The organism is Paenibacillus xinjiangensis, assembly GCF_059686975.1.
Map to the genome: position 1 here is coordinate 175,393 of NZ_JCAALS010000009.1, position 25,021 is coordinate 200,413.

The following is a 25,021-nucleotide window of genomic DNA, read 5'->3' on the forward strand; positions in this document are numbered from 1 at the left end:
GACTTAGCAGATTTATTCGCCTTGGCCCACCAATTTGCCACTGGCAGCCTTAGCATCAGCTGCATCCGTGCCAGCAGCTCCCTCTGTTGCCACGTTAGTCGTGCGAAGCGGAATTTCTTTCAAGAAGACCGTAAGCACTACCGCCACAACAAGAATAAGCGCACCAGTCAGGAACACGGTTGACAAGGAAGAGCTTAATGCCTCACGAAGCATATCAACCATCTGCGTGAATACAGGCTGCAGCTCATCAGGCAAGCTTTGGTGAAGCTGCTCCAGAGCTGGCTGATTCGTCAGCATTTGCGGATTCGCGAATGCTGCGAATTGCTCCTGCGTTGCTGGATCAAGCTGAGACAAGTCCGCTGCTTGGCCCGACTCTGCAAGATCAGTCAGATTATGCTTCAAGCTGCTGGAGAGTACAGTACCCATAACCGCGACACCAATCGTACCCCCAAGGTTACGGAACAGCTGCATAGTAGCTGTAGCTGCACCCAGCTCTTTGTGCGGCACTGCATTCTGAATCGCTAGTGAGAATACCGGCATACCAAGTCCAAGGCCTAGACCGAAGACGATCATAGCTACTACGGCCATCCACACACTGTTCATGAATACCATGATAACCATACCCGCGAGCATGACCGGCATACCAATCATCGCGAAACGTTTGTATTTCCCTGTTTTACTAATCAACGAGCCGCCGATTGCACTTGTGAATACCATTGCGATCGACATCGGCATCGTAACGTAGCCTGCATGAGTAGGTGAGATCGCAAGAACGCCTTGTACGAAGAACGACAGATATATTAACGCACCCATCATTCCGAAGTTCATAATGAAACCAATAATATTCGAGAGCGTAACGACGTTATTTTTGAAAATATGCAACGGAAGCACCGGATTTTTGGTTTTCCACTCCACCAATAAGAAAATAACGAGCGATACAGCTGTGGCAATAAACAGACCAATAATTTCAGCAGAAGCCCACTCATATTTGGAGCCTGCCCATGTGAAGGCTAGCAGTAATGGAACAATAGTTGTGGTCAAGAACAATGAACCCACATAGTCGATGGCTTCCTTCTCTTTGCGCTCTGTCTTAGGGAACAACGCAAGGATCATTACGAATGCAACGACGCCCAGCGGCAGGAAGATCCAGAATACCCAATGCCAAGCCATGTGGTCAACGATATAACCGCCAAGTGTCGGCCCAATTACACTGGAGAAGCCGAATACAGCTGTCATGAGTCCCGTCCATTTGCCTCGTTCACGTGGAGGGAACAAATCCCCTACTGCTGTGAAGGCAGTTGCCATAATAATACCCGCGCCAATCCCTTGAACACCACGGTAAGTAATGAATTGATACACATCTGTTGCAAGGCCGGACATGAATGCACCGACGATAAAGAATAATATACCCGCTAATATGAACGGCTTACGTCCATAAATATCCGAAAGCTTACCAACAAGCACGGTAGCAATTGTAGAAGTAAGCATATAGATTGTAATGGTCCAAGTATAGAGATCCATACCGCCTAATTCCGCTATAATTCTAGGCATTGCCGTACTGACGATCGTCTGATTGATCGCCGCGAAGAACATCGCGAACATAATCGCGATCATAATACTTAATTTACGTTTACTGGATAAGTGCTCCATGGTGTTCTATTCTCCTCTAACTGATTTTTTATCTAAATTATCGTTCAAGCGAGTGAAAATCCTTCTTAAATGCTGGATGTCCTCTTCCGGAAGCACGTTGAAAAACTTGGATACCGTCTCGCCCTGCGTCAGCATGACCTCTTCCATCATAGCCTTGCCCTTTGGCGTAATTTCGATATATACAACCCTTCGGTCATCACTTGCTCTCTCACGGCTGACATATTCATCTGTGAGCAGCTTATCGACTACGCCTGTAATTGCACCAGATGTAATTCCGATGAATTCTGCAAGCTCAGACACCTTCAAGGATTCTCCACTCGTGTGCAGCTTAAACATCACTTTAAACTGTGTGTAGGATAAATTGTGTGTCATTCGTTTATTCCATTCATGCGTCAAATTCTTGAGCAGCGTTCGGAATAATCCCGAGAATTCAATCAGATCATTGCTGGTCTGCTTCAATTCATTGTTCTCCGTCCCTTCGACCATCTCATTATAATCCTCCTCTTGTCGGAAGCTTATGACAATAAGTTTACCTCATAATAATTTAGGACAAAATACTTTAGAAGTAAACAAATTAACAATAAAGTATTTACTACTATATATCTTTTATATAAAGCAGTCAAATGTATAAAATGACCATGGCGCTCCTTGTCATACACAATTTCTTGCATTTGCTCATGCACGCTTCCTATTGCTCCCGTGCATGCACACATAGTAAATAGAGGCCACCCTATAGGGCAGCCTCCATTTATTATCCTTATTTCGAATACGATTAGTCCTCTAACCAAACCGTTTTATCTGCTGCTGGTGCACGCTTCACTTCTGGAGGCGTCATATCGGGATAACCCAGATAGATAAGCCCTACCAGCTGCTCTTCTGCATCAAGGCCGAAGCTGTCTTTCATTAATGGATGATACATCGGATCACCTGAACGCCAGATGGCACCTAGTCCATTCGCATGCGCAGCTAGGAGCAGATTCTGTACCGCTACGTGAGCAGCCGCTATCTCTTCTACAAGAGTCGCCCGCGGGTCCTCAGACGGTGAGCATACCGCAGCAATAACGACGGGTGAGCGATACGCCTTAGCTCGTTCCTTCGCTAGACGATCCTCCAGCGCGGTACCGATACCGGTGTCCAGCGATGCCAGTGCAACACGGGCATAGCCTTCGCCAAGCTTCGCTCTTCCCTCACCAGTCATGACGATGAACTTCCAAGGCTGGGTATTGTGATGACTTGGCGCCCAAGTGGCAGCCTCAATAATTTTCTCCAATAGGGCACGATCTACCGGATCCTTCTTCACTCTGCCGATCGTGCGTCTTGTTCGAATTGCTTCTTCTATATTCATGAGCTCGCCTCCAATTCGTTAGTTGAACCATCCTGCATACTCGCCATAGCCTTCCTTCTCCAGATCAGCCTTCGGGATAAACCGCATAGAAGCTGAGTTGATGCAATAGCGCAGTCCATTAGGCCCTGGACCATCATTAAATACATGACCTAGATGTGAATCGCCTTCCTTGCTTCGAACCTCCGTCCGAATCATGAAGTGGCTGTTGTCACTCAGCTCGATAATATTCGATTCCTTAATCGGCTTCGTGAAGCTAGGCCAGCCGCAATGAGCATCGAACTTCTCACGGGAGCTGAACAAAGGCTCGCCTGATACGATATCGACGTAGATGCCTTCTTCATTATGATCCCAATACTCCCCAGTGAACGGACGCTCTGTTCCGTTGTTCTGAGTCACTTCATACTGGATAGGCGTCAGACGCTTCTGAAGATCATGCTTATCCTTATTGACCGTCCAGTGCTTCTTAATAAAAGCATCGCGGCCTGAGCCTTTACGGTACATTTTGTAACGAAGCGGATTCTTGTGGTGATAATCCTGATGATAATCCTCTGCCGGATAGAATGGCTTGGCTGGCTCAATCAATGTTGCAATTGGATCCTGGAATCGTCCGCTTTGCTCCAGCTCCAGCTTAGAGGCTTCCGCCTGTACACGTTGATCTTCACTATGGTAGAAAATAGCTGAACGATAGGACTCGCCGCGATCATGGAAGGATCCCCCTGCATCAGTCGGATCAATCTGGCGCCAGAACACCTCTAGCAGCTTCTCATATGAATAAACCTCAGGGTCGAATGTAATCTGGACCGCTTCAGCATGGCCTGTAGTCTCTGAGCATACTTCCTCGTAGGTAGGATTAGGAACATGACCGCCAGTGTAGCCGGATACTATCGAAATAATGCCCGGCGTTTCCTCGAAAGGCGTCACCATACACCAGAAGCAGCCTCCTGCGAAAGTTGCTTGCTCTCTTGAATTACTCATCTTCTCTTCCTCCCTGCTCTTATAAGGCTATAGCTTCATTATAACCTACGCACGACTAATGAACAAAAAACAAGCCTAAATGACTAATTAGCCGGAGTTTATCAGCTTCCACATAATGCTGGGAAGACCTATCCTTGAATCTTTGTTACAATGTAATGACACCTGCAACAATTCGGCAGCGTTCGACCGTCTTTAATAAGTAGCTTGTCCATCTGCAGTTCGTTCACCTAACCTTCTGAATCAAACATACATAAGAGGTGAATGCACATAATGAGTAACGTACCTATCGAATCTATGGCTCCCGGCCAATATGAGATAACACCGCGTAGAAAAAGGAACCGTAAAACCTTTCTAGCCTTTGTCTTCATCTGGATCATTCTAATCGCTGGAGGAGTGACAGGCGCTAAGCTGTACAGCGACCATATTCAACAACAGGTTGCAGCAGATCTGGCGCAGCAGACCGCTACTCAGATCACTGCCATGCAGCAGGAATATGATGATAGGCTTAGCAAGCTCGAAGCGACCTACAAAGACGAGCTGGCTTCCTTGGAGACTAAGGTTGATTCCTTGAACGAGCTTCTCACTTTCACGAAAGACAATGCTGATGTCAAAACAGACAACAGCAATCAGCTGTACACGCAATTGAATGAAGTGAAGAAGAAGCTGAACGAACTGCAAAAAAGCTTGGATGTACTGAAATGAATGCACCCGTCCGAAATTTGAACCGAACGATGCTGCTGGCCTGCACTCCTTTTCTAGGAATGCTCCTATGGCTTCTAGTGTCAGATGTTGCTGTCGTTATGTCGGAGGAGGCTTTCCCTGCCGCTGCTGTGCAGCAGAACGAGCAGACCGTTTCTCATGCGGAGAAGGCATCAGCAGGCCTTGACCAAGCGCAAGAGGCGGCTGAGCTGACCAGCAAGTCGATTCAGAAGCAGCTGAAGCTGTACAAGCAGACGAACGCTGAGATGAAGCAGATTGCTACGACTGCCGCTGCTCAAGCGAAGCGTCCGCTGGAGATTTATGACCGGATCATTACGAGCAAGCTGGGCTCACCATCTGGAACCATTCAGTCGGACAAGCTTCGCGCTCAATTATTTTATATTCAAGCGGATCATTTCACAGCCTATGCCATGAAGATCAAGCTGAAATCAGATGATGCGATGAAGATGGTTCTAGGCAATGATGAATTCGGTGGAGCAGAGACGACGCTGGCAGCAGTCAAGAGGCTTGGTGCTGTAGCAGGTGTGAACGCTGGCGGCTTTGCCGATGGCGGCGGCAAGCGATATCCGCTGAGCACGACTATGCTCGATGGCGATTATGTGAACGGGTTCGAGCCCTCTTATTCCGACCTATTCTTCGTGGGCTTGAATGAGGACAATGAATTGATTGGCGGGAAATTCACAAGTCGAGCACAATTGGATAAGCAGCAGGCTAAGTTCGGCGCTTCCTTCGTGCCCGTGCTGCTGCAGAACGGTGTAGCCACTCAGATTCCAGCCAAATGGCAGATCAGTCCGTCACGTGCGCCTCGTACGGTCATTGCCAACTATAAGGATGACCAATTGCTCGTGCTTGTTGTCGATGGACGCAATGAGGGTGGCAGCTCCGGCGCTACCTTATCCGAAATGCAAATTTTGCTCAAGAGATATGGTGCAGTGGACGGCTATAATCTGGATGGCGGCGGCTCTTCCTCGCTCATCTGGAACGGACGCATTATTAATAAGCCGTCCGATGGCCAGCTCCGCAAGCTGCCGACGCACTTCTTATTCTTCAAATAATAGCAGCGGCCAACCCGCGCACCCTCGTTCAAGGTGCTGCAGGTTGGCCGTTTCGTTTACCAATAGATAGGCAGATGATAGTGGAATGTAGGACGTGACTCGCTGACTTGATAATCTAGGGAGAGATTGTCCGGCTGCTGTGGCTCGGGCTTGGTTGGTCGATTGCCAGTTGCGCAGTCTGATACTCTGATACTCTGATGCTCTGTTGCTCTGTTGCGCTGTTGCTCTATTGCTCTGTTGCTCGCTACACTGCATTTCATACAATGTATTTCACTGTCATCAGGGAAACACATCGTTACACTGCATTTCATACAATCAAATCAGCCTTTCCCGTTAGCATTCATCTTTTTCAGCGAATTCTAATGCGCCGCATGCGCTTCCTGCACGAGACAATAGAGTAAGCAGTTACTTAACTGGCGCAGCTGCTTACTCTATTAAGGTAACTAGCTTCGTTAATCACGCTCCGCCACGCCAAACCACCGCCAACAGCGAAATCAGTTTCGCAATTGGTGAACCTCGTTTCGCTAATGCGCCGCATGCGCTCCCTGCACGAGACAATAGAGTAACTAGTTACTTAACTCGACTGGCGCAGCTGCTTACGCTAATAAGGAAACTAGCTTCGTTAATCTGGCTCCGCCACGCCCAACCTCCGCCAACAGCGAAATCACTTTCGCAATTGGTGAACCTCGTTTCGCTAATGCGCCGCATGCGCTCCCTGCACGAGCCAATAGAGTAACCAGTTACTTAACTGGCGCAGCTGCTTACGCTAATAAGGAAACTGACTTCAAAAGTCCGCATTATGAGCTGGTATTGTGGGGTATCTGACGCCGATTCAATTCGAATCGATGTATTACAAACCAGTAAGTTAGATGTATGATTGGGAGTCCACTTTCTTGACAGAGGTACAAAATACAGGGTACGCCCCCTCTAGCAGCAACGGATACAGAAAGGTCTACGGTCCAAATATGCCGCCGCTTATAATCAAAAAAAGAAGCAGCGCCGGTCCAGCGCTGCTTCTTCCTATTTTACTCTCCACCCATGAAGACGTAACGAGCTACGATAAGCACCGCTAGTATCCACATGAGCCAATGAATTTTGTATTTGCCTTTTCCAGTTAGATTAGCTACCCCAGCCAATACCACATAGGATACGATACCGAACGAGATACCATTAGCAATGTTGTATGTGAGAGGCATAAGAACAAGCGTCAAGAACGATGGAATGGCATAGACCATATCACCGAAGTCGATTTCCTTAACCGATTGCAGCATCAGCACGCCTACAATAATAAGCGCTGCGTTCGTTGCTGAGCCTGGAATAAGCGCCACGAGTGGAGCCAAGAAGATTGATAGCAGGAAGCAGATACCTGTCGTTACGGATGTCAGACCCGTACGTCCGCCCTGTGCAACACCAGCCGAGCTCTCAACGAACGCCGTAACCGTACTCGTTCCTAGAACCGCACCGCCACCTACACCAATAGCATCGACGAACATCGCTTTGCCGACACGCTTCTTGCCTTCCTCTGGGTCTTTCATGAAGCCCGCACGGTTTGCTGTACCAACCAGAGTGCCGAAGGTATCGAACAGCTCTACGAAGGTGAAGGTCAGAATAACGGTAACGAGGCCCACTTCAAATACGCCAGGGAAATCGAAGTGCCAAATATTCATGGTCGTGAAGTCTGGTACCCAAGTCTTGCCAGACAGTGTTTCACTCACATCCACTTGTCCCGCGGCGATAGCAATAACCGTCGTAGCGAGAATCCCCCACAGAATCGCACCTGGTGTCCGAAGCACCATTAGAATACCAATCAGAAGAATAGCAACTACAGTCATTACTACGTTCCCGTCCGTGAAGCTCCCTAGGTGAATGACTGATTCAGAGCTGTTCAGGTTCGTGTAAGCACCTTGCTTAATATCTCCGAAGCTGGATACAGCGATCGTCATCAGCCCGCTGCCCTTCAATCCGACAATCGTAATGAAGAGACCAATACCAACTGTAATCGCATGCTTCAAGCTGTCCGGAATCGCCGTAATGAGCATTTGGCGAATCTGCGTCAGCGTCAGAATGATGAAGATAATACCGGAGATGAACACGGCAGTAAGTCCCATTGCTACCGAGATCGGTTGATCGGTCGCTTGCGAAGCGATAATGGTAGAAGCAAAATACGCATTAAGTCCCATACCTGGAGCCAGCGCTACAGGGAAGTTCACGAACAAGCCCATTGCGATTGTAAAAATACCTGCTGCTAACGCTGTAGCCAAGAATACAGCCGTCCAGTCCATGCCTGCAGGCGTCAGAATGATAGGATTGACAGCCAGTATGTAGGCCATCGTCATGAAAGTCGTCAGACCCGCCATAATCTCGGTCCTAATGTTCGATCCATACTCCTTTAGACGAAAGAAACGTTCCATTATTAATCGTAACCTCCCAAATATATGTGTACACAAGCCGAACTAAAAAAGCCTAGAAGAAATAAATGCGATTCATCGCATGTTCTCCTAGGCTTTGCAAAAAGGGGAAAAGTATACCGCAGGACCGTGCGGACTTTTCCACACTTTTCGTAGCCTGATCATTTACGGTGATCTAGTAGAGACTCTCAAGCCGATTCTTGAGATTATACGAAAAGAGGTATGCAGTTGTTAATATCCGATACTCATTCTAATAAGGAACGATTCCTTTTGTCAACATATTTTACGAACGTTGTTGGTAATAAATAACTTTAATATTCGTGTTTGAAAAACATTTAAACAGAATGCAGTATTCGTTAGCAGCCTATGCCATAAAAAAACCGACATCCCATTAGGATGTCGGCTTGCTTACATGAACGACTTTTTCCGTTTGTTCACTTAATGTGCTTGCGGCTGCACCGTTCGTTGCAAGTGTGGTGCTTAGCATAATACTAATCATCAGCATGCTGGCTGCCAGTTTCTTTGCACTTGAGCTTTTCATATGTGAAGGCCTCTCATTTCTTGTTCTATGTGTACGATTCACGCTTACAAGAATGATTATACCTTTCAATTATTAAATTCATATTAAATACCAAAAAGTATTTGAAAAGACGGATCATTTACTGGAAAAATTGCGGCGACAAATATGCTCTATTTGCCTCCAGCATCTCATCCAGCAGCAGCTTGGCAACAGCAACGCTTGGGACGAGCGGATGATGCACCATCGCTTGCAGCGCCATGCCGCGATCTCCTTTCACCGCTGCTTCGATCGTCAAGGACTCATAGGTTTTGACGGCATGCAGCAGCCCCTTAATATGCTCGGGAACATGCTGAGGCGGCAGTGGAATCGGGCCTTGAGCGGTAACGACACAGTTAACCTCAATGCTCGCATCCTCCGGCAGAAACGGGAAAATGCCTCCATTGCGCACATTCAGCGTCTGAATATCACGATTATCGGTGTATAGCGCGTGCATCAGATTAACGGCTGCTTCCGAGTAATACGCGCCACCGCGCTGCTCCAGCTGCTTCGGCTTCTCTGTCAGGTTAACATCCTTGTACAGCTCGAACAGCTCATTCTCCACCCGGCTGACAACATCAGCCCGTGTACCGTTCTTCTCCTGCGACTCCTTCATCTCTGCGAGCATCGTATCGGTCATATAGAAATAGCGAAGGTAGTAGGTCGGCAGTGCGCCTAACGACTTCAGAAACTCCGCATCCCAATCGAATGCTGTTACGTTCGTGGCCGAGTAGTCTTGGCCGCCATGGATCATCTCCTGCAATTTATCCTCACCATTCACATAAGCCGCTGTAACCCAGTGCAGATGGTTAATGCCAACGAATTCAGGCAACACCTCGCGTTCACTGACACCGTATTGCTTGGCGAGGAACTTCTGGAAGTTGATCGGTGAGTTGCACAGCCCGACCGTCTTCACACGGCTGTGCTTCTGTACAGCTTCTGTCACAATGCCCGCAGGGTTAGTGAAATTAAGCATCCATGCGTTAGGAGCAAGCTCCTCGATGTCCTTGCAAATATCCAGAATGACCGGGATCGTACGAAGCGCCTTCAGCATGCCTCCTGGTCCGGTCGTTTCCTGCCCGATAACACCATGCGAGATCGGAATATGCTCATCACGGCGCCTTGCCTCGAGGAGTCCTACGCGCATTTGAGTCGTTACGAAATCTGCTCCTGCGATCGCCTGTCGTCGATCCAGCGTCAGCTCAACCTCGATAGGAAGGCCTGCCTTCTCGACCATACGCTTCGCCAGCGCCCCGACGATCTCCAGCTTATGACGCCCTTCTTCAATATCAACCAGCCACAGCTTGCGAATCGGCATCTCTGCATATTTATTAATGAAGCCTTCGACGATCTCTGGTGTATAAGATGATCCGCCGCCAATAACAGCTACTGTCAACCCTTGCTTGGTCATCTCCTCGAACCTCCTGAATAATGAAGTGGGTCAAAATGTAATCAAACGCAGCTTCGAGTCTGTGTCTGCGCTAATATGGAATTCCGCACTGTCCATAGCGCTCAGCACAGCACCGACAACCGGCTCAACCGTCAGCTTAACGATGCTGGCATGAGGTGCCACCTCGCCCACAGACCTCGCAATCGCTTCAACCATATGGGGAGAGCTGCCTTTGGAGAGCACACTTCCTGTCAGAACGACATCGAAGGTATCCTGCTGCATGCCAAGCCTTCTTATCAGTGCGTTGACAGCGTTACCATGCTCCTGTCCAGCTTCCTGCAGCACTTGAATGGCTACCGCATCACCGAGGCCAGCGGCTTCGAATAAGGTTTTGGCCAGCTCTATCGGCGGCCTCTTACTATGATCGAGAGTATCATCATACATCTCCTGTACAGATGCATAGCCTAGCTTCTGTGGTATGAGCTCGCTCAGCAGTGTTGCCCTTCCTCTGCCATCCCAGCCGCGTATGGCATGACGGAACGCATGAATCGCAAGATCCGTGCCCGAGCCTTGCCCGTCTCCGAATAAATAGCCGAAGCCTCCATACTGAAGCTCCTCGCCCTGTCTGTTCCTTGCCGCGCTGTTGAAGCCCGTACCGCTAATAATAACGGCGCCATAAAACTGCTTCGTTCCTGCACGCATACCAATCATCGTGTCACAGGCTATCGCATGACGTGGGTAGCCGAGTGAGGCCACCATCGGTCGAAGAATTACATAATCCGGCTCCCGATCAGCTCCCGCAAGTCCGAAGTAGGCATAAGTAATATCGTCCTTCACCGCTCCAGCCTCCTGCAGCGCCTGTGAGCAGGCTTCCTCCAGACTCGTTCGAGCTTCCTCGTAGGCGGTCTGGTGATTGCCATTCCCCCCGCGTCCTCTTCCGAGCACTTGTCCCGATTCGTTCACAAGCAGGGCGTGCGTCTTGCTGCCGCCTGCGTCCACTCCAAGAAATAATATAGCTGCCACGCTCCTTGTAGAAGAATCTCAAGCTCTAGCTTTATTTTAAAATAAAAAAACACCGTTCTCTTCTGAAAAAGAACGATGTTCTGATACAATCTTACTGTTATTTATGCACGAAGCTCCGACGGCAGCTTACCAATATGGAGCTTAAACAATCGATTGAAATTCGAGAGATTGCGGAATCCGCATTCCTCTGCCACTTCAATAATCTTCTTGTCGGTTGTCTCCAGCAGCTCAACTGCACGCGACAGCCTAAGCTGAATCAAATAATCCATCGGCGAGGTGCCGACAACCTGATTGAACAGCGCACTGAACCTCGAAGGGCTCAGATGAACCGATTCGGCTAATTCCTGCAATGTCAGCGGATCAGATATCTTGTCTTCCATCGTATGCAGCACCTTGCGAATGGTCTCCATACCTCGCGCTTTACTGTAACCACTGCTGCTGCTTTTGACAAAGCATCGATTGACTAGCGCCAGGAACTGAACGAGCTGCGCCCTCACAATCGCTTCGTAATAAGGCTCCTTCTGACTATACTCCTGAGCCATGATCTTGAGCGCCTCTTGCAACGCCCGGTGCATAGGGTGGCAGCGCTCGAGCACATTATCGAATCGCATGCCCATATCGCGGAACGGCAGCAGCAGATCTGTATCATAGCGCTGCTCCATAGCCAGATAGCCCGGATCGAACATGAGGACTAGCATCACAAGGTCTCCTTCGTCAGACTCGAACGCACGATGCAGATCATTCGATCCAATCAGGAGGATATCCCCTTCAACGAAATCGTAACGGGTACCGTTAATCAAGTAATGTCCGCTGCCCTGTACCATATAGTTAATCTCAAGTGCCGTATGCCAGTGCAGCCGCTGAAAGGTCGGACTCACTCCCTCACTCTGCGAGATCACAATCGGAAAGGAAGGAGGCAGCTCAATGCGGTCGCGGCTAACGGAAGGATTCTGCTTCATGAATGCTGTGCCCCCTGGCTTTTTCTTTTCATTGTACACAGGGGTGGGGGATATGGAAAGGGTGGTTCAACACCTAATTCTCATAATAAAATGGAATGGAAGAAAGCAAGTTATACACCATTGCCGCCGCTTCCGCCCGAGTAGATAAGTTTAAAGGGGCAAATGAATGATCACTGGTGCCTTGAACTACTCCATGTTGAATAAGTGTCGCAATATAGGGCTGTGCCCATATCGATATTTGAGTACGATCCTTGAATTTCTCAAGCTGATCCGCATATTCCCCGCTTATTGTGAAAGCATGATCTACGATGGATAACGCACGGGCTAGCATAATAGACATTTCTTGTCTGGTAATGAATTCATTAGGTCTAAAAGTACCATCCTGATAGCCTTGAATTAAGCCAACTCGATATGCCTTATGTGCAGCTTCGTTATACCAAGCATCCGACTTCACATCTGTAAATGAGCTGCCCGTTGCAGCTGGGAGTCCTAACGCTCGAACTAGCATGGTTATAAATTCTGCTCTTGTTATTTGTGCATTAGGCGCATAATCCTGTGCAGCTACACCATTCACAATTCGTTTACCTGCTAGCTGCTCAATTTGTTCCTGAGCCCAATGATTCATAATATCATCAAATGTTGCAGTCTGCTCTACCGCTAGAAAAATACCGTTATTCATACTCTTAAAGACAGCTTGCTTTACACCGTTTACTTCAATAAATCGTGCAGGTACCGGTAGAAGGCCTCCGGAGATAGGGTTATACTGCAAGACAGTCATATGCTCTAGACGGCTATTAGCATTCAATGGCATCTTCCATTCAAAGTAAACAGCATCCTTTAGTTCATCTAACGGTGTGCTGTTCTCCCCGTTCTCCACGGTCAGTCGATATTCCATTAGTTCAGACCTTACTTGAAAAGGATACGGCTTCAAGCTTTCCAGTATTGTGCTCGTAGAAGCTGCTGTTGGATCTCCCATATATATATGAAGATCTATGTCCTCGGGAGCAGCATTCCATAGCGTAGACCATTCCTCTAAGTCCAATATCGTCACATCAAGCGCTAATCCATAGCCAGCTTCCGTTGTCATAGAATAAACGCCATTCGTCGCTTGATGACGCAGCTCTTGTATAGCATAAGTGACACTTAGATCGGAAGAAGAAGCTGTTGAATTTCCATTCCCATTATTATTGTTGTTAGAATGGATTCCCGCTATTGTGGCAGCATCCATTGATAATAACTGGTCTTGTAGATTCCCCAGCTTATCTATTGCTTCAACAGAGAAGGTATAGGTAGTCTCTGGATTAAGCCCTGCCACCTGTACTGAATGAGATTGACCATTGAGAGTCTTATAATAAGCACCGTTGGCATAGATCTTATACATCCCAATACCAACATTATCTTCAGCGCCTGACCAAGAAAGCGTTACTTCATCCGCAGAAATATCGGTTGCCAGCAGCTGAGCCTCATCCCCCCACGTAGGCGCCTCTAGATCAAAGCTATATATCTTGACGCTATCAATATACAATGGGGCATCCACTGCTCCATATCCAGAAGCAAAGAAGATTCGGTCAATAGCATTCACTTGACTGTACAAGGGCTCATCATCCAGCACTAAAGAGCCCTCGAAATAGAGATCAAATACTTGATTCACGATATCCATGTCAACCTTGATATGCTGCCACTTATTATTTTTGGTTGCGGCATTGTTTATAATCGTAGAAGCTGTGGCATTGTTGGCATAATAACGCAAATAATTGTTCGAGCTGGAAGATAACCAGACAGCCTTCGTATTACCAGCATAGAGCGAGAACTCAGGAAACTTACCACCTGCTGTTTCTTTATACCTCCATTCCGCAATAACACGATTACTTTGAGCGGGGAATGGTCGTTCAATGGTAGAACGTTTCGTCGTATTATCATCAATAATCACACTTTGATTAAGGCCATCATCCGTTGTGATATAGACAGGAGCATTTTCCACTTCCGTTACAATCCAATCTGCAGGATGAGTATTTAATGCTGAAGCTTCAAACTCATCCGTGAAGATTGCAACCGCCCCTGTAACATAAACAGCAATATCATCTAGATATACAGTTGTATTCGCAGCTTCCTTATCCGTATACAGCTCAAGCTGATTAACATGGTCAATCGAGTCTTTAAATGGAATATTAGCTTGCAGCAGCACACCATCTATCATAATATCCCACAATTGGTGCTCTACATTGAGGAATAGCTTGACGGTATTCCATAAGGCAATATTTACGTCAGCAACCCAATGCTTTCCTTCTAACGAATCCACCCAATACAACCCGTCCTGACTAGCGACTAGTTCAATTGCTATGCCCTGACCATTGCCAACTTCATAATGAATCTGACTATCTTCCGTTACATGAACGACCTTCCATTCAAGCTCTAGAACGCCTTCTTGATCATCGAAGGTGGTTGTCGCCTTGGAGCTGCCACTGGTGCTGTGATCGATAATCCGTAGAAAATGATCCTGCGAATCCAAGCTATGGATCGTAGCCATTGTGTTCGAATCATTCGTAATCGACCAATCCTTGGGCTGATTGCCTAGCTGCTCTTGATCAAAGGTTGTATACACATGTGTGATTGGCGCATCTGCCGGTGTTGGTTCTTTGCTGTTCAGCGGCTCTGCTACTGGCACTTCTGCTGCTGGACGCTCCTTCAATGGATCAATATCAAATGTAATCGTAAAAGAATGGCTTAAGGAATCCTTCGTACTAACCTTGAATTTAATCGTTGGTGCAAGCTGTGTGACAAGAATATTCGGATTCGAGACAAGCACAGAGGCGGCTGAATGATCCAGTTCGATCTCAATGATTCCCGTATTAGAGTAGGTAGGATCGGAGACAGCTACCTCTAGTGTTTGATCTGCATTTTCCTTCATTAGTATAGAAGCTTGACGGTCAGCGGTAATCCCACCTACCGTTGTAACCTGGTCCTTCCAAAAGTTAATGCCGATCTGATTGTTCAGTAAATCCTTGACCGCATGCGCATCAACAGAATTCTCCATAATTTGAATGGTTGGTGAAGCTGCAAACTGCGCAGTCTGTTGCGCGGTACGGTTAGGCAGCAATACATAGCTGTACGTTTCATTGATAGGGTCTGTACCATGATTGAACCACATCGTGACATAATTGCGCGTTCGAAGATCTGTCGATACTCCCTCATTCCGATTATTATCATACCAAGTACCACTTTGCGCAGCACGAGAGGCATGTAAGGCAGTGGACTCCGGGAAATAATAGCCGATATCTGCCCCGGCAGCATTCCCTTCCAAATGTGCCCAAGCAACGTCCGATAATGCTTCTGTCCAGCCCAATTGCTGAGATGCGGCTACGCCGTTGACTAACAAGGTATTATCACCATTGCTATTCAGCTTTCTTTGCTCGACAATCGTCTCAATTGTACGCTGATCTGCACTTGTAATGCCTGATCCTAACGCGACAATGGTATCCCCGAACATAAACCATGATTTATTAGCCGTTAATGTTGTGCCTACCTGCTGCAGATTCATACCTGAGATGCCATCACTACTGAGCGTAACTCCACCTGCCCACGTATTGCTTGGCGTTGTTTCTCCATCACCATATTGATAGTGATCATTGGTTCTTGCTCTAGTATCTACTGTTGTACCCGGAAGGCGATAACGATTGACAGTAGCCCAGAAGTCATCCGAATATTGTGTGCCATCACTATTATACAAATAGGTCATTCCATCTCCGGTATACCAGCCCTGACCATTCTCTCCATTCGTTAATTCATACGTAGCTATTCGATTGGAGCTTTTGCTAATTCCGAGTGCGAATTGATTGCCAATGTGCACCGTGCGATTCATAGCCCCGAATTCATAATGCTTCGGAATGCTAACATACGGAATTATAGAAGAATCATTTAACAGCTGCTCAATAGGCTCGATTAAATCAAGCGATAAGTAGCTGTATAGATCTAAATTCGGGTCTGTCGTTAATAGCCACTGCTTCATCATGCTTTTAAAATAATCGGCTTCCTCCGCTGGTGCTGACATCGATAGCCGCATAATGCCCATTAACATACCAAGGGTTGCTTCGTGTCCAGATAGATGCTCTCTTGCAATCGCCCGCCCACGAATCATATCCATCGTTTCACCCTGATAGATAACAGGCTCAATAGAATCACGTATCCAATTATAGACATTCTCCGCATCAGGATCTGTTACTGCAAATGGCGTATCCTGCAATAGATAAAATAGTTGACCTAGTCCACGAATTAAGACTTCACCATAGCTGCCCGTATAAGGAATCGTTGTATGCTGAATATAGGAGCCGTCCTCATAGAAGCCATCTCCTGCCGTAACATAGTCGAATAGTGGACTTAGCTGTGCTACTGCATCTTCAATTCGAGCTGCATCCTTCGTTAATATTCCCATGATAAGCTCAATCGTCATCAGATCAGAACGATTCGCTCCACTTTGAGTAAAGCTAGGCGACGTTATATCCCCAATGAAGAAATCTGCGGTTCTAACAAAACGCGCAATGTCCTCTTCCTCGAGATCAGGATAGAGCATCACCATAATATCCATGACACGCAGCGGAGCACCAATATCGAAGTTCCACCAGTTTCCATACTCAACTATATTTTCATTATAGGCATTCTCATATATCCAATCTAAGGCAAGTATAATATCATTTTTCAATATTTCATTATGATATAATGCTCCACCCTTCATCGAATAAGCATAGGTCATATCACGCAAACGAGTAAAATAGGAATTAAATATACTAGAGTCTGTCGCAGACAGCTGCAGATCATCCCATAGAGCAATACGGTCGTCTTCCTTGTTCATTGCACTCCAATGCTCCTGAGCGATCTGATTGACACCATTGATTTTTTGAGTGACATACGTATTTGCAACATTGATCTGATCTCCACCATCTAATATGGCTTTCCATTTCAATCGCATTTGATCATAACCATCAAGCTCAGCTTCATTATTGAATACATGTACTGTAATCGGTGTGGAGACTAAGCCGTTGCGATCTTCAGCATATGCCGTAATAATCGCTGTGCCGAGTGAATGGCCTGTCACTCTACCCTGATTATCAACAGTAGCCACTGCTTCATCACTCGATACCCAATATACCGCTTGATTCGTTACATCTGCTGGCAGATAGCGAGGAGTGAACGAAATCCAATCATTCAATGCTACATTAGCTTGACTAGGAAGGATGATTTGCTCAACATAAGTCACTCTTTCCGTTACGGTAATCGTGCTTTGCGCGATCAGGCCGCTATCTTCATTAGTCATCGTAATTGTCGCTATACCAGGTGCAATTCCGGCAACTACACCTTGTTGATCAACCGTCGCAATCTCTGGATTAGAGCTGGCCCACACTACCTCTTGATTTGTAGCTGTCGAAGGTGCAATGACGGCATTCAACGTTATACTTCGGTCCGTTTCTATTGCAGCTTCCGAAGGTTCTATTGCAACTGTTGTCACGGGGATATAATCATCCACTTGAACGACAATTGAGGCCAGCTTAGCTGGATCTTCTTTGCTTGCAGCAGTAATGGTTGCTGTACCTGCAGCTACTGCTGTGACTCTACCTTGACTATCTACTTCGGCTACACTCGGATTGCTGGAGCTCCAAGTCAGGTACGGATTGGTCGCAGCTGCTGGAGTAATGGAGGCATTCATACTTAACGTCTGACCCGGAATCATCTTCCATTCTGTTACATCTAGTAAGACTGACTGAACAGGCACATAATCATACACCTTAATATCGTCCATCGTTAGCCTGCCTTCTTCACCTGACTTCCCGATTTGCGTGAATCGCAAGGCTCGAATATTATTCCATGTATCCGCGAGCGGAAGATCAATAAGCTTGTGCTCTCCATTCAGATATACGTTCACGAGATGCTGCTCACTATCCACCAATATCTGAATGTGATACCAGAGATCCGCTGCATAATCCCCGATCGTAACAGTCGCATTCCCTGCTGGAGACAAATATTGCAGCTTCATCTTACCCGCTGTGTCCACATTAAGGCTGATATAGCCTACAACGGTTGTGCTCGGAGATGCGGTTAGATTAGCGTAAAATAATCTTCGCTCATGGGTTGTTGTGCTAAATTTAAAACGGCCTTCCATTACAATTGTTGGCGTTACATTGTCCCCTGGAATGACTAAATTGTTTTTCTGTATATTCATATTTTTTCCTGTTGTATTAGAAACCATCGTAAAGGATAAGCCTTGCTTATTCTCGACTGCTTCACCCACTCCATAATCTGTTCCTGTTACCGTATCAAAAAAGCTCCACGGGCCGCCAACATCGGAAGAGCTTGTTGGGGAGCTTACAGAAGGCTCCGTGGTATACGAATCAAATGTTAAATGATGATAGACAGCTGAGTCTGCATGAACATATGATTTCCCTCCATACATAGGTACTACCGCTGTAAACAATAACAGAAAAACTAACAGCTTCGTGATCATAGTTGAACGCATTAGCCATTCCCCTTCCCTATTTCAGCTAGAATATGAATTCATATATATAGCAAATAGCCCGTATATGCACAGTGGAGTAGACATAATCGGGCTATCTATTTAAGGTTGCAGATCAAACTCATCATTTGTCAGTTTCAAATAGGCTATCAAATACGGCTCCAGCTTCTCAGCTATTGGATGCTGCTCGGCATGATGCAAAATAAGCGGTGAGCATTGCAGGGGATCCGATCTCAAATCATACAGCAATCTCTGTGCCTTGGAATCGGGCGTATATCCCCTATCTACAACATAGGTATAGCTTCTGGAGCGTACTCCTCGCCAACCATAATGCAGATGATTCAACCCTTCCTGCTCGAATTGCTCGATGGCAGCTATTCGGCCTGGAAAAGCACTGATATAGGCTACCTCAGCCCATTCATCATCAGGGTCAGGGTTCTCTTGCTGCTGCTCGTCAAGGATATGAGGGACTATGGATTGTCCTTGTACAGTGCTTGGTATGTCTAATCCAATTAAGTCTAATAAGGTCGGCATAATATCAACCGTATTCAGCACACACCGCGAACGAGCAGGCACTAACTGCTGAGGATATCGCATCATAAAAGGAACGCCGATGGATTCTTCATGCCAAGAGTGCTTAGCAACTAAGCCATGCGCCCCCATCAGCTCACCATGATCAGCAGTAAGCACGACAATCGTATTGTCCGCCAGCTGCAATTGCTCCAGCTTCTCCATTATTCTCGCAAATTGCTCGTCGATTCCCGTAATTGCAGCATAATAATCTTTGATCATCTGCTTCCACACGATAGCTCCACCAGCAATTTCTTCACCGGTATGTACGAGAAACGGATCTTGAATAATAACATTGGGCAGCGGTTCAATAGAAAGGCTCTCATACTGCTGCTTATTTGGCTCTGGCACAAGATCGAACGGCGAATGTGGCGGATTCCACGATAGAAATAGCGCAAACGGCTTGTTGCTCTCATTAACGTTATCCATATATTGCAGAGCCATATCCGTCTCATGCTTGACTGACCATTCATTGATTTGCAGCATTTCCTCTGAATCCTGCCAATAGTGGGGGGTTAGATGCTCATCATATGTCCCATAAGAATACCAATAGTCAAATTGATGACGCTTGGCTCCAGGCGGCGTGTAAGCATCCCAATCCCTCGCGCCAGACTTCGGCTGCTGCTCGAAATTCTGCTCTGGGCAATCCAGATGCCACTTGCCAATATAAGCGGTGGCATAATCAGCCTGCTTCAGGACATCGCTTATCGTTACTTCAGATGGCTCCAGCCCTATCGGTAACCCAAGCTTACAGTTCGTATATACACCTGTACTTAATGAATATTTCCCCGTCATTAAGGAAGCGCGGTGTGGTGAACAAATAGGCGTACAGGTAACAGCCTGCTCGAAGCACACGGATTGCTTGGCGAACTGATCGATATTAGGCGTTATAACAGGCTCCTTCCCCCTGAATCCGACTGCATCTCTTCGCCACTGGTCCGCAAAAATATAGACGATATTAGGAAGACTCTTCTTCATAGAATCACCTCTTAGCCTTTTACTCCTGAACCAACAATACCTTTAACAAAGTACTCCTGTGCCAACATATATACTAGAATCGTAGGTACAATGGAAGAGACTGCTGCTGCCATCAGCAGCGAATATTCCGTATTGTATTGTCCAATAAAGTGCTGCATCCCTAGCTGCAAGGTAAACAGCTTATCATCCGTCAAATAAATTAATGGCCCCAGAAAGTCATTCCACGTATGCATGAAGGAGAAAATTACTAGCGTTGCAATAGCTGGCTTCATTAACGGAAGAACAATTCTAGCATAAATACCAATCTCTGAAAGCCCGTCAATTTTTGCGGCTTCTAGCAATTCATCTGGAATGGAAGAGAAGAACTGCCTGAATAAAAATACACCAAATGGATTGACTACCCCGAGCAATACTAGGGCCGCATGCGTGTCGATTAGTCCTAAGTTCTTCATTAATAGAAATTGTGGAATCATGATAACCTGATAAGGAATCATCATTGTGGATAGATATAAGAAGAATAGGCCATCTCTCTCGGGAAACCGTATTTTGGAGAAGGCATAGCCTGCCAAAGAACAAGTTACTAATAAAACAGCAATCGTAATCACAACGAGCTTAATCGTATTGAAATAGTACAAGTGAAAGGGGATTTCCGTCCAAACCTTATAATAATTTTCCCAGTACACGGTTTCTGGAATCCATTTGATTGGGAATGTGAATATCTCATTGTCAGCCTTAAGCGATGATGAAATCATCCACAAAAAAGGGAACACCATCGTGATAGACGTAATAATTAGTGCAACATACAGAAAGCTCTTCTTGATCAAGTTAGATCTTCGTATAGATGGTTGTGTGCCTACAACAACTTGACTCATCACCCTCAAACTCCTCTCACCATCGTATTACTCTTGTTTAGTAGTTAACCCATTTCTTTTGTGATTTAAATTGAATGACAGTGATAATAAGAATGACTAAGAATAGAACATAGGACATTGCTGATGCATAGCCAAAATCAAACTGCTTAAATGCCGTATTGTAAATGGTGTATACGAGCACCTGCGTCGAGCGTCCTGGTCCACCCTGTGTCAATACATAGATCATGTCGAACACTTTGAAGGAGTTAATAATGCCCATAATGACTGTGAAGAAAATAACCGGAGACAAGGAAGGAAGCGTAATGTGAAAAAACTTATGAACCGTGCCTGCCCCGTCCAGATCAGCAGCTTCATACAAATGATCTGGGATGCCTTGTAATCCTGCCAAATACAAAACCATATAGTAGCCGATGTGATTCCAGATATACACGATAGAAACCGCAATTAATGCCCAGCTTGATGAAGCGAACCACCCCGGAGGATTATCCATGCCTAGATTCATTAGAATCGTATTGATTGGACCCTTTGTAGGATTAAAAATGAGCTGCCATACGACGGCTACTGCTATCGTCGATGTAACATAAGGTAAAAACACTGCTGTTCTGAACAGCTTCAGCCATTTGATGCCTGAATTCAACCAGACAGAGACAATTAAAGCTAGGAATAGCGTGATTGGTACAGTGATAAGCATAAATACAATGCTGTTGATGAATGAAATTTTGAAATTATCATCCTGTAATAGTTTTGTATAATTATCTATACCGACAAATTTCATAGCCCCAAAGCCATTCCATTCTACAAAGCTCATCCCAAATGAAAATAAGACTGGAATAAGAATAAAGGCTAGAAAGCCAATAATATTAGGCAATAAGAACATATATCCATTGATTCGGTTGCGCTGCGTCATCGTTAAAGGCTTATTCCCAAACAAGTCTACCCTCTCCTTTAGAAGAAATGAGCCTTGTCTGCTGGACAAGGCTCATATTATAATCTAAGCCCTTCTATCGATGCCTTACATTCTTGCATGCAGTTATAGTTGCTTATTATTTAATAGAGAATTGCTCCTCATAAATACTTGCCCATTCATTTTGAACACGATCAGCCATAGCCGCTACAGCCTCCTGCGGCGTTTGATCACCGATGAATACAAGCTCGCCCTCTTGCAGGAAGATGCCGTCAACAACAATCGTTTTCACACCCGGCAGCATTGGATATTCCGCATATTCGCTTGTTTCATAGAAGTAGTTCAAATGCTCAGGCTGTCTCGTTCCATCGCCGTAGAAAGCTTGTTTCACAGCATCATCTGTGTAGCCGGTAACGAAGCCTTTGGAAGCGAACACTTGTGCACCCTTGCTGCCCGTAAAGAATTCAACCACTTTATAAGCTTCTTCTTTGTGCTTAGAGTTTTTATTGATCATTAAGGCTACAGGTGTAGCTAAGCTTGTGTTACTCTCAACACCTTCTGGATGAGGAACAGGTGCTACATCCCAGTTGAAGGACATTTTCCCTTCATCTTCAGCTTTTCTTAGCTGCGCTACATGCCAATCTCCAATAATGCTCATTGCAACCTTTCCACTTTGGAAAATCGCATTATAGTGAGCTCCCGTAGATTTCGACTCAGCCCAAGTCATAATAGAGCCATCTGCTTCCATGTCTAATCTTAATTGCAGTGCATCAGCGAATGGAGATAGATCCTTGTCGATGACAGTGGCACCTGCTTGAACGGCTGGCATGTACCAGGTCTGGGCCCATGTATGTAAGTATGCGCCATACGTTTTATCAGCACCTGAGCCTGATGTAACCTTAGCAGCCAGAGCACGGAATTCCTCCCAAGTCATGTCAGCACTTGGATACTCTACACCTGCCGCATCAAAAATATCTTTGTTGTAGAACATCATCCACGGAGATTTACGATACGGTAATCCATAAATACTTCCGTTGATTGTCATTTCTTTATACAACTCACCATAGCCGGATACATCCGTATTGTTGGATTTAATATACTCATCAAGGGGCTCAATACTTCCTGTATCAACCATCTTATCTAGGATGCCGCCGAATAAGTCGTACTCTACTCCGCCAGACAATTGAATTCTTAATTTTTCATAATATTGATTTGCTGGGAAGCTGATAAACTTGATTCTAATATTCGGATTTTCTTTTTGGAATTCAGCATAAGTAGCTTCAAAGGCTGGTAGATCATCAGGTAGAACGGGGATCGTAAAATTCACTGCTTTATCTGTACTATCTCCTCCCTCAGAGGATGAATCGACATTCTGATTATTGCTCACATTATTTGTAGAATTACCTCCACATGCAGCTAATACACTAATAATCAATAATAAAAGCATTGCTGTAACAAGGTTTTTTTTCATTTTACATTCCCCTCTCGCCCATGTTATACTTGCTCACAACAAAATTATAGTTTAATTTACAATTCGTTATAAGTTGAAAGAAATATACCCCTTTTTAAATTAAAATGACTAAGAGGATGATTGCATGTGATCTATTTATCCTTATTTTTTTTAATTTATACAATTGCATTAACCTATAATAAATCTAAAAACATGACTACAATAAGCTTATTCGGTATCATTATTGGATGGTTAATTTCCATTTTTTCGTATTTATTTTATTTGAGTAAATTCAACGTATACTATGCCGTTATCAATGATTTCTACAATTTCAGTAAAGGCACTTGGAATCGTATTGTGTTAGAAAACTTTGATGCCCTCCTATTAATTCGTTTACTTAATTTTGGTGTTTTACTCTTTCTTTTTAGTTTTCTACTCTTCACAATCTCCTTCACCCATAGTAGAAGCAGATTCAATAAGCTTTACTACTACATACCGTTAGCGATCTTGTTTATCGTTCAGCTATGCTACTATGATCCTTTCATACAACTACAGCTTCAGAATCATTTCTTCTCTACGGACTATGCGTCAGGCATGAATTATAATCGTGTGACTACCATCATTGATATCATCTTCCAGTGCACTAAATTTGCACAAATTATTCTTTCTTTTAGTTTGCTTATTTATTATTTAATTAGAAATTTCAGTACTCATTTTATTAGGCAATATACGATCTTCAACATTATGTGTTTATTCCCCATTACCATTATTCATATCATGATGTTCTGGTGGGCACCTGAAGTGCTTATACGAGCAACCTATATAGACAGCTATCATAATTACTTGAAGCCACCCATGAATGCTGTATTTTTCAAATATAATATTTTTACGATTATTTCGCTGCTTTCCTTTGCTGCCATGGTTTTCGCCTTCTCCAGATATCAAACCAAGCAAAAGCAGCATCATGTAGAAGCCGACGAAATTAATAAGAAGATCAAAACCGCTTCCTTAGGTGTCAAAGCCTTCACACATTCGATTAAAAACCATTTGTTAGCTATCCGCTCTGAAACCGAATATTTGAAGGACAAGTTCAAGGATGATGCCGATACGTTATATAGCCTAGAGCTCATATTCAAATCGTGCTACTACTCCTATGACATGATTAACAATGCAACAAGCAAGCTGGAATCGATTGATATTGTGCTAAAGCCGGCGAAGCTGCACATTCCAGTCGAGCTGGCACTTGAAAAGCTGCCATCTAAGGATCAGGCTCTGAATATTGAGGTTATTCGCTTATCGCATGGAAGCAAGGCATTGCTGGATACCGCCCATATGACTGAGGTTTGCTTCAATATCATAAAAAATGCCCTTGAGGCCATGCATCAGAATAGCGATAAGCAGCTTACGATTACCATTGAGGACCAAGACACCTGGGGCTGTATTACGATAGAGGATAATGGACCGGGGATACCACCGGACAATATGAATGATATTTTCTCCCCTTTCTTTTCGACCAAATCATCCGTTAGCAACTGGGGAGTAGGATTATCCTACTGTCATAAAATAGTTTCATCTCATCAAGGAAAAATCGAGGTTCAGAGTACTTTAAATAAGGGTACGAGCTTCAGAATACTTCTCCCTTTATACTAAATAAGCTGGAGGCT

At 45.4% G+C, this 25,021-nt stretch carries 17 protein-coding genes and 1 riboswitch; of the genes, 3 read left to right on the plus strand and 14 right to left on the minus strand.

Features of this window, described 5'->3' with window-relative positions:
- Nucleotides 1–12: 12 nt before the first annotated feature.
- The 4 genes from AC6ESP_RS11530 to msrA form a co-directional block, all read right to left on the minus strand.
- The gene (locus AC6ESP_RS11530) at nt 13–1,650 is read right to left on the minus strand and encodes an MDR family MFS transporter (RefSeq protein WP_497096870.1); all 1,638 of its coding nucleotides are present in this window, start codon (nt 1,648–1,650) and stop codon (nt 13–15) included.
- A gap of 6 nt (nt 1,651–1,656) precedes the next feature.
- Nucleotides 1,657–2,136 carry a MarR family winged helix-turn-helix transcriptional regulator gene (locus tag AC6ESP_RS11535; protein WP_497096871.1) on the minus strand — a complete coding sequence of 160 codons (480 nt, stop codon included), beginning with the start codon at nt 2,134–2,136 and terminating at the stop codon, nt 1,657–1,659.
- Nucleotides 2,137–2,422: 286 nt separating this feature from the next.
- Nucleotides 2,423–2,995 (minus strand): nitroreductase family protein, encoded by a 573-nt coding sequence (locus AC6ESP_RS11540; RefSeq protein ID WP_497096872.1) that lies wholly within the window; start codon nt 2,993–2,995, stop codon nt 2,423–2,425.
- An 18-nt stretch (nt 2,996–3,013) separates the two neighbouring features.
- Nucleotides 3,014–3,970, minus strand: a complete 957-nt coding sequence (gene msrA / locus AC6ESP_RS11545) for a peptide-methionine (S)-S-oxide reductase MsrA (RefSeq protein WP_497096873.1) — start codon at nt 3,968–3,970, stop codon at nt 3,014–3,016.
- Between the two features lie 270 nt (nt 3,971–4,240).
- On the opposite strand from msrA, the gene AC6ESP_RS11550 reads away from it, so the two are divergent.
- Complete coding sequence (locus AC6ESP_RS11550) at nt 4,241–4,672, plus strand: hypothetical protein (protein ID WP_497096874.1); 432 nt, start codon at nt 4,241–4,243, stop codon at nt 4,670–4,672.
- Entirely contained in the window at nt 4,669–5,745 is a 1,077-nt protein-coding gene (locus AC6ESP_RS11555) for a phosphodiester glycosidase family protein (protein WP_497096875.1), read from the plus strand. Before AC6ESP_RS11550 ends, AC6ESP_RS11555 begins: the two co-directional genes overlap by 4 nt.
- Before the next feature lie 1,025 nt (nt 5,746–6,770).
- On the opposite strand, the gene AC6ESP_RS11560 is transcribed toward AC6ESP_RS11555, so the two are convergent.
- The 10 genes from AC6ESP_RS11560 to AC6ESP_RS11605 form a co-directional block, all read right to left on the minus strand.
- On the minus strand, nt 6,771–8,156 hold the full coding sequence (locus AC6ESP_RS11560) for an NCS2 family permease (protein WP_497096876.1): 1,386 nt from the start codon (nt 8,154–8,156) through the stop codon (nt 6,771–6,773).
- Between the two features lie 130 nt (nt 8,157–8,286).
- Nucleotides 8,287–8,387, minus strand: a riboswitch (purine riboswitch).
- A 157-nt stretch (nt 8,388–8,544) separates the two neighbouring features.
- A complete protein-coding gene (locus AC6ESP_RS11565) occupies nt 8,545–8,694 on the minus strand; it encodes a hypothetical protein (protein WP_497096877.1) in 150 nt (49 codons plus the stop codon).
- 118 nt (nt 8,695–8,812) lie between these two features.
- Nucleotides 8,813–10,120 (minus strand): 6-phospho-beta-glucosidase, encoded by a 1,308-nt coding sequence (locus AC6ESP_RS11570; RefSeq protein ID WP_497096878.1) that lies wholly within the window; start codon nt 10,118–10,120, stop codon nt 8,813–8,815.
- Between the two features lie 30 nt (nt 10,121–10,150).
- Nucleotides 10,151–11,122 (minus strand): N-acetylglucosamine kinase, encoded by a 972-nt coding sequence (locus tag AC6ESP_RS11575; protein ID WP_497096879.1) that lies wholly within the window; start codon nt 11,120–11,122, stop codon nt 10,151–10,153.
- Between the two features lie 101 nt (nt 11,123–11,223).
- Nucleotides 11,224–12,081 carry a helix-turn-helix domain-containing protein gene (locus AC6ESP_RS11580; RefSeq protein ID WP_497096880.1) on the minus strand — a complete coding sequence of 286 codons (858 nt, stop codon included), beginning with the start codon at nt 12,079–12,081 and terminating at the stop codon, nt 11,224–11,226.
- A 73-nt stretch (nt 12,082–12,154) separates the two neighbouring features.
- Nucleotides 12,155–18,586: a polysaccharide lyase family 8 super-sandwich domain-containing protein gene (locus AC6ESP_RS11585; protein WP_497096881.1), complete on the minus strand. Its 6,432-nt coding sequence runs from the start codon at nt 18,584–18,586 to the stop codon at nt 12,155–12,157.
- 99 nt (nt 18,587–18,685) lie between these two features.
- Complete coding sequence (locus AC6ESP_RS11590; RefSeq protein ID WP_497096882.1) at nt 18,686–20,131, minus strand: sulfatase family protein; 1,446 nt, start codon at nt 20,129–20,131, stop codon at nt 18,686–18,688.
- Nucleotides 20,132–20,142: 11 nt separating this feature from the next.
- Complete coding sequence (locus AC6ESP_RS11595) at nt 20,143–21,003, minus strand: carbohydrate ABC transporter permease (RefSeq protein WP_497096883.1); 861 nt, start codon at nt 21,001–21,003, stop codon at nt 20,143–20,145.
- Nucleotides 21,004–21,040: 37 nt separating this feature from the next.
- Nucleotides 21,041–21,934, minus strand: coding sequence for a carbohydrate ABC transporter permease (locus AC6ESP_RS11600; protein ID WP_497096884.1), 894 nt, complete (start codon nt 21,932–21,934; stop codon nt 21,041–21,043).
- Between the two features lie 112 nt (nt 21,935–22,046).
- Entirely contained in the window at nt 22,047–23,354 is a 1,308-nt protein-coding gene (locus AC6ESP_RS11605; RefSeq protein WP_497096885.1) for an ABC transporter substrate-binding protein, read from the minus strand.
- Between the two features lie 216 nt (nt 23,355–23,570).
- Here AC6ESP_RS11605 and AC6ESP_RS11610 point away from each other — a divergent pair, with 216 nt between their 5' ends.
- A complete protein-coding gene (locus AC6ESP_RS11610) occupies nt 23,571–25,007 on the plus strand; it encodes an ATP-binding protein (protein WP_497096886.1) in 1,437 nt (478 codons plus the stop codon).
- Nucleotides 25,008–25,021: the final 14 nt, after the last annotated feature.

What these genes read in the sequence shown, in the direction of transcription:
- AC6ESP_RS11550 (WP_497096874.1), top strand. Translation starts at nt 4,241, where the DNA reads ATGAGTAACGTACCTATCGAATCTATGGCTCCCGGCCAATATGAGATA.
- AC6ESP_RS11590 (WP_497096882.1), bottom strand. Translation starts at nt 20,131, where the DNA reads ATGAAGAAGAGTCTTCCTAATATCGTCTATATTTTTGCGGACCAGTGG.
- AC6ESP_RS11535 (WP_497096871.1), bottom strand. Translation starts at nt 2,136, where the DNA reads ATGGTCGAAGGGACGGAGAACAATGAATTGAAGCAGACCAGCAATGAT.
- AC6ESP_RS11610 (WP_497096886.1), top strand. Translation starts at nt 23,571, where the DNA reads ATGACTACAATAAGCTTATTCGGTATCATTATTGGATGGTTAATTTCC.
- AC6ESP_RS11565 (WP_497096877.1), bottom strand. Translation starts at nt 8,694, where the DNA reads ATGAAAAGCTCAAGTGCAAAGAAACTGGCAGCCAGCATGCTGATGATT.
- AC6ESP_RS11585 (WP_497096881.1), bottom strand. Translation starts at nt 18,586, where the DNA reads ATGCGTTCAACTATGATCACGAAGCTGTTAGTTTTTCTGTTATTGTTT.
- msrA (WP_497096873.1), bottom strand. Translation starts at nt 3,970, where the DNA reads ATGAGTAATTCAAGAGAGCAAGCAACTTTCGCAGGAGGCTGCTTCTGG.
- AC6ESP_RS11580 (WP_497096880.1), bottom strand. Translation starts at nt 12,081, where the DNA reads ATGAAGCAGAATCCTTCCGTTAGCCGCGACCGCATTGAGCTGCCTCCT.
- AC6ESP_RS11530 (WP_497096870.1), bottom strand. Translation starts at nt 1,650, where the DNA reads ATGGAGCACTTATCCAGTAAACGTAAATTAAGTATTATGATCGCGATT.
- AC6ESP_RS11555 (WP_497096875.1), top strand. Translation starts at nt 4,669, where the DNA reads ATGAATGCACCCGTCCGAAATTTGAACCGAACGATGCTGCTGGCCTGC.
- AC6ESP_RS11570 (WP_497096878.1), bottom strand. Translation starts at nt 10,120, where the DNA reads ATGACCAAGCAAGGGTTGACAGTAGCTGTTATTGGCGGCGGATCATCT.
- AC6ESP_RS11560 (WP_497096876.1), bottom strand. Translation starts at nt 8,156, where the DNA reads ATGGAACGTTTCTTTCGTCTAAAGGAGTATGGATCGAACATTAGGACC.
- AC6ESP_RS11540 (WP_497096872.1), bottom strand. Translation starts at nt 2,995, where the DNA reads ATGAATATAGAAGAAGCAATTCGAACAAGACGCACGATCGGCAGAGTG.
- AC6ESP_RS11605 (WP_497096885.1), bottom strand. Translation starts at nt 23,354, where the DNA reads ATGCTTTTATTATTGATTATTAGTGTATTAGCTGCATGTGGAGGTAAT.
- AC6ESP_RS11595 (WP_497096883.1), bottom strand. Translation starts at nt 21,003, where the DNA reads ATGAGTCAAGTTGTTGTAGGCACACAACCATCTATACGAAGATCTAAC.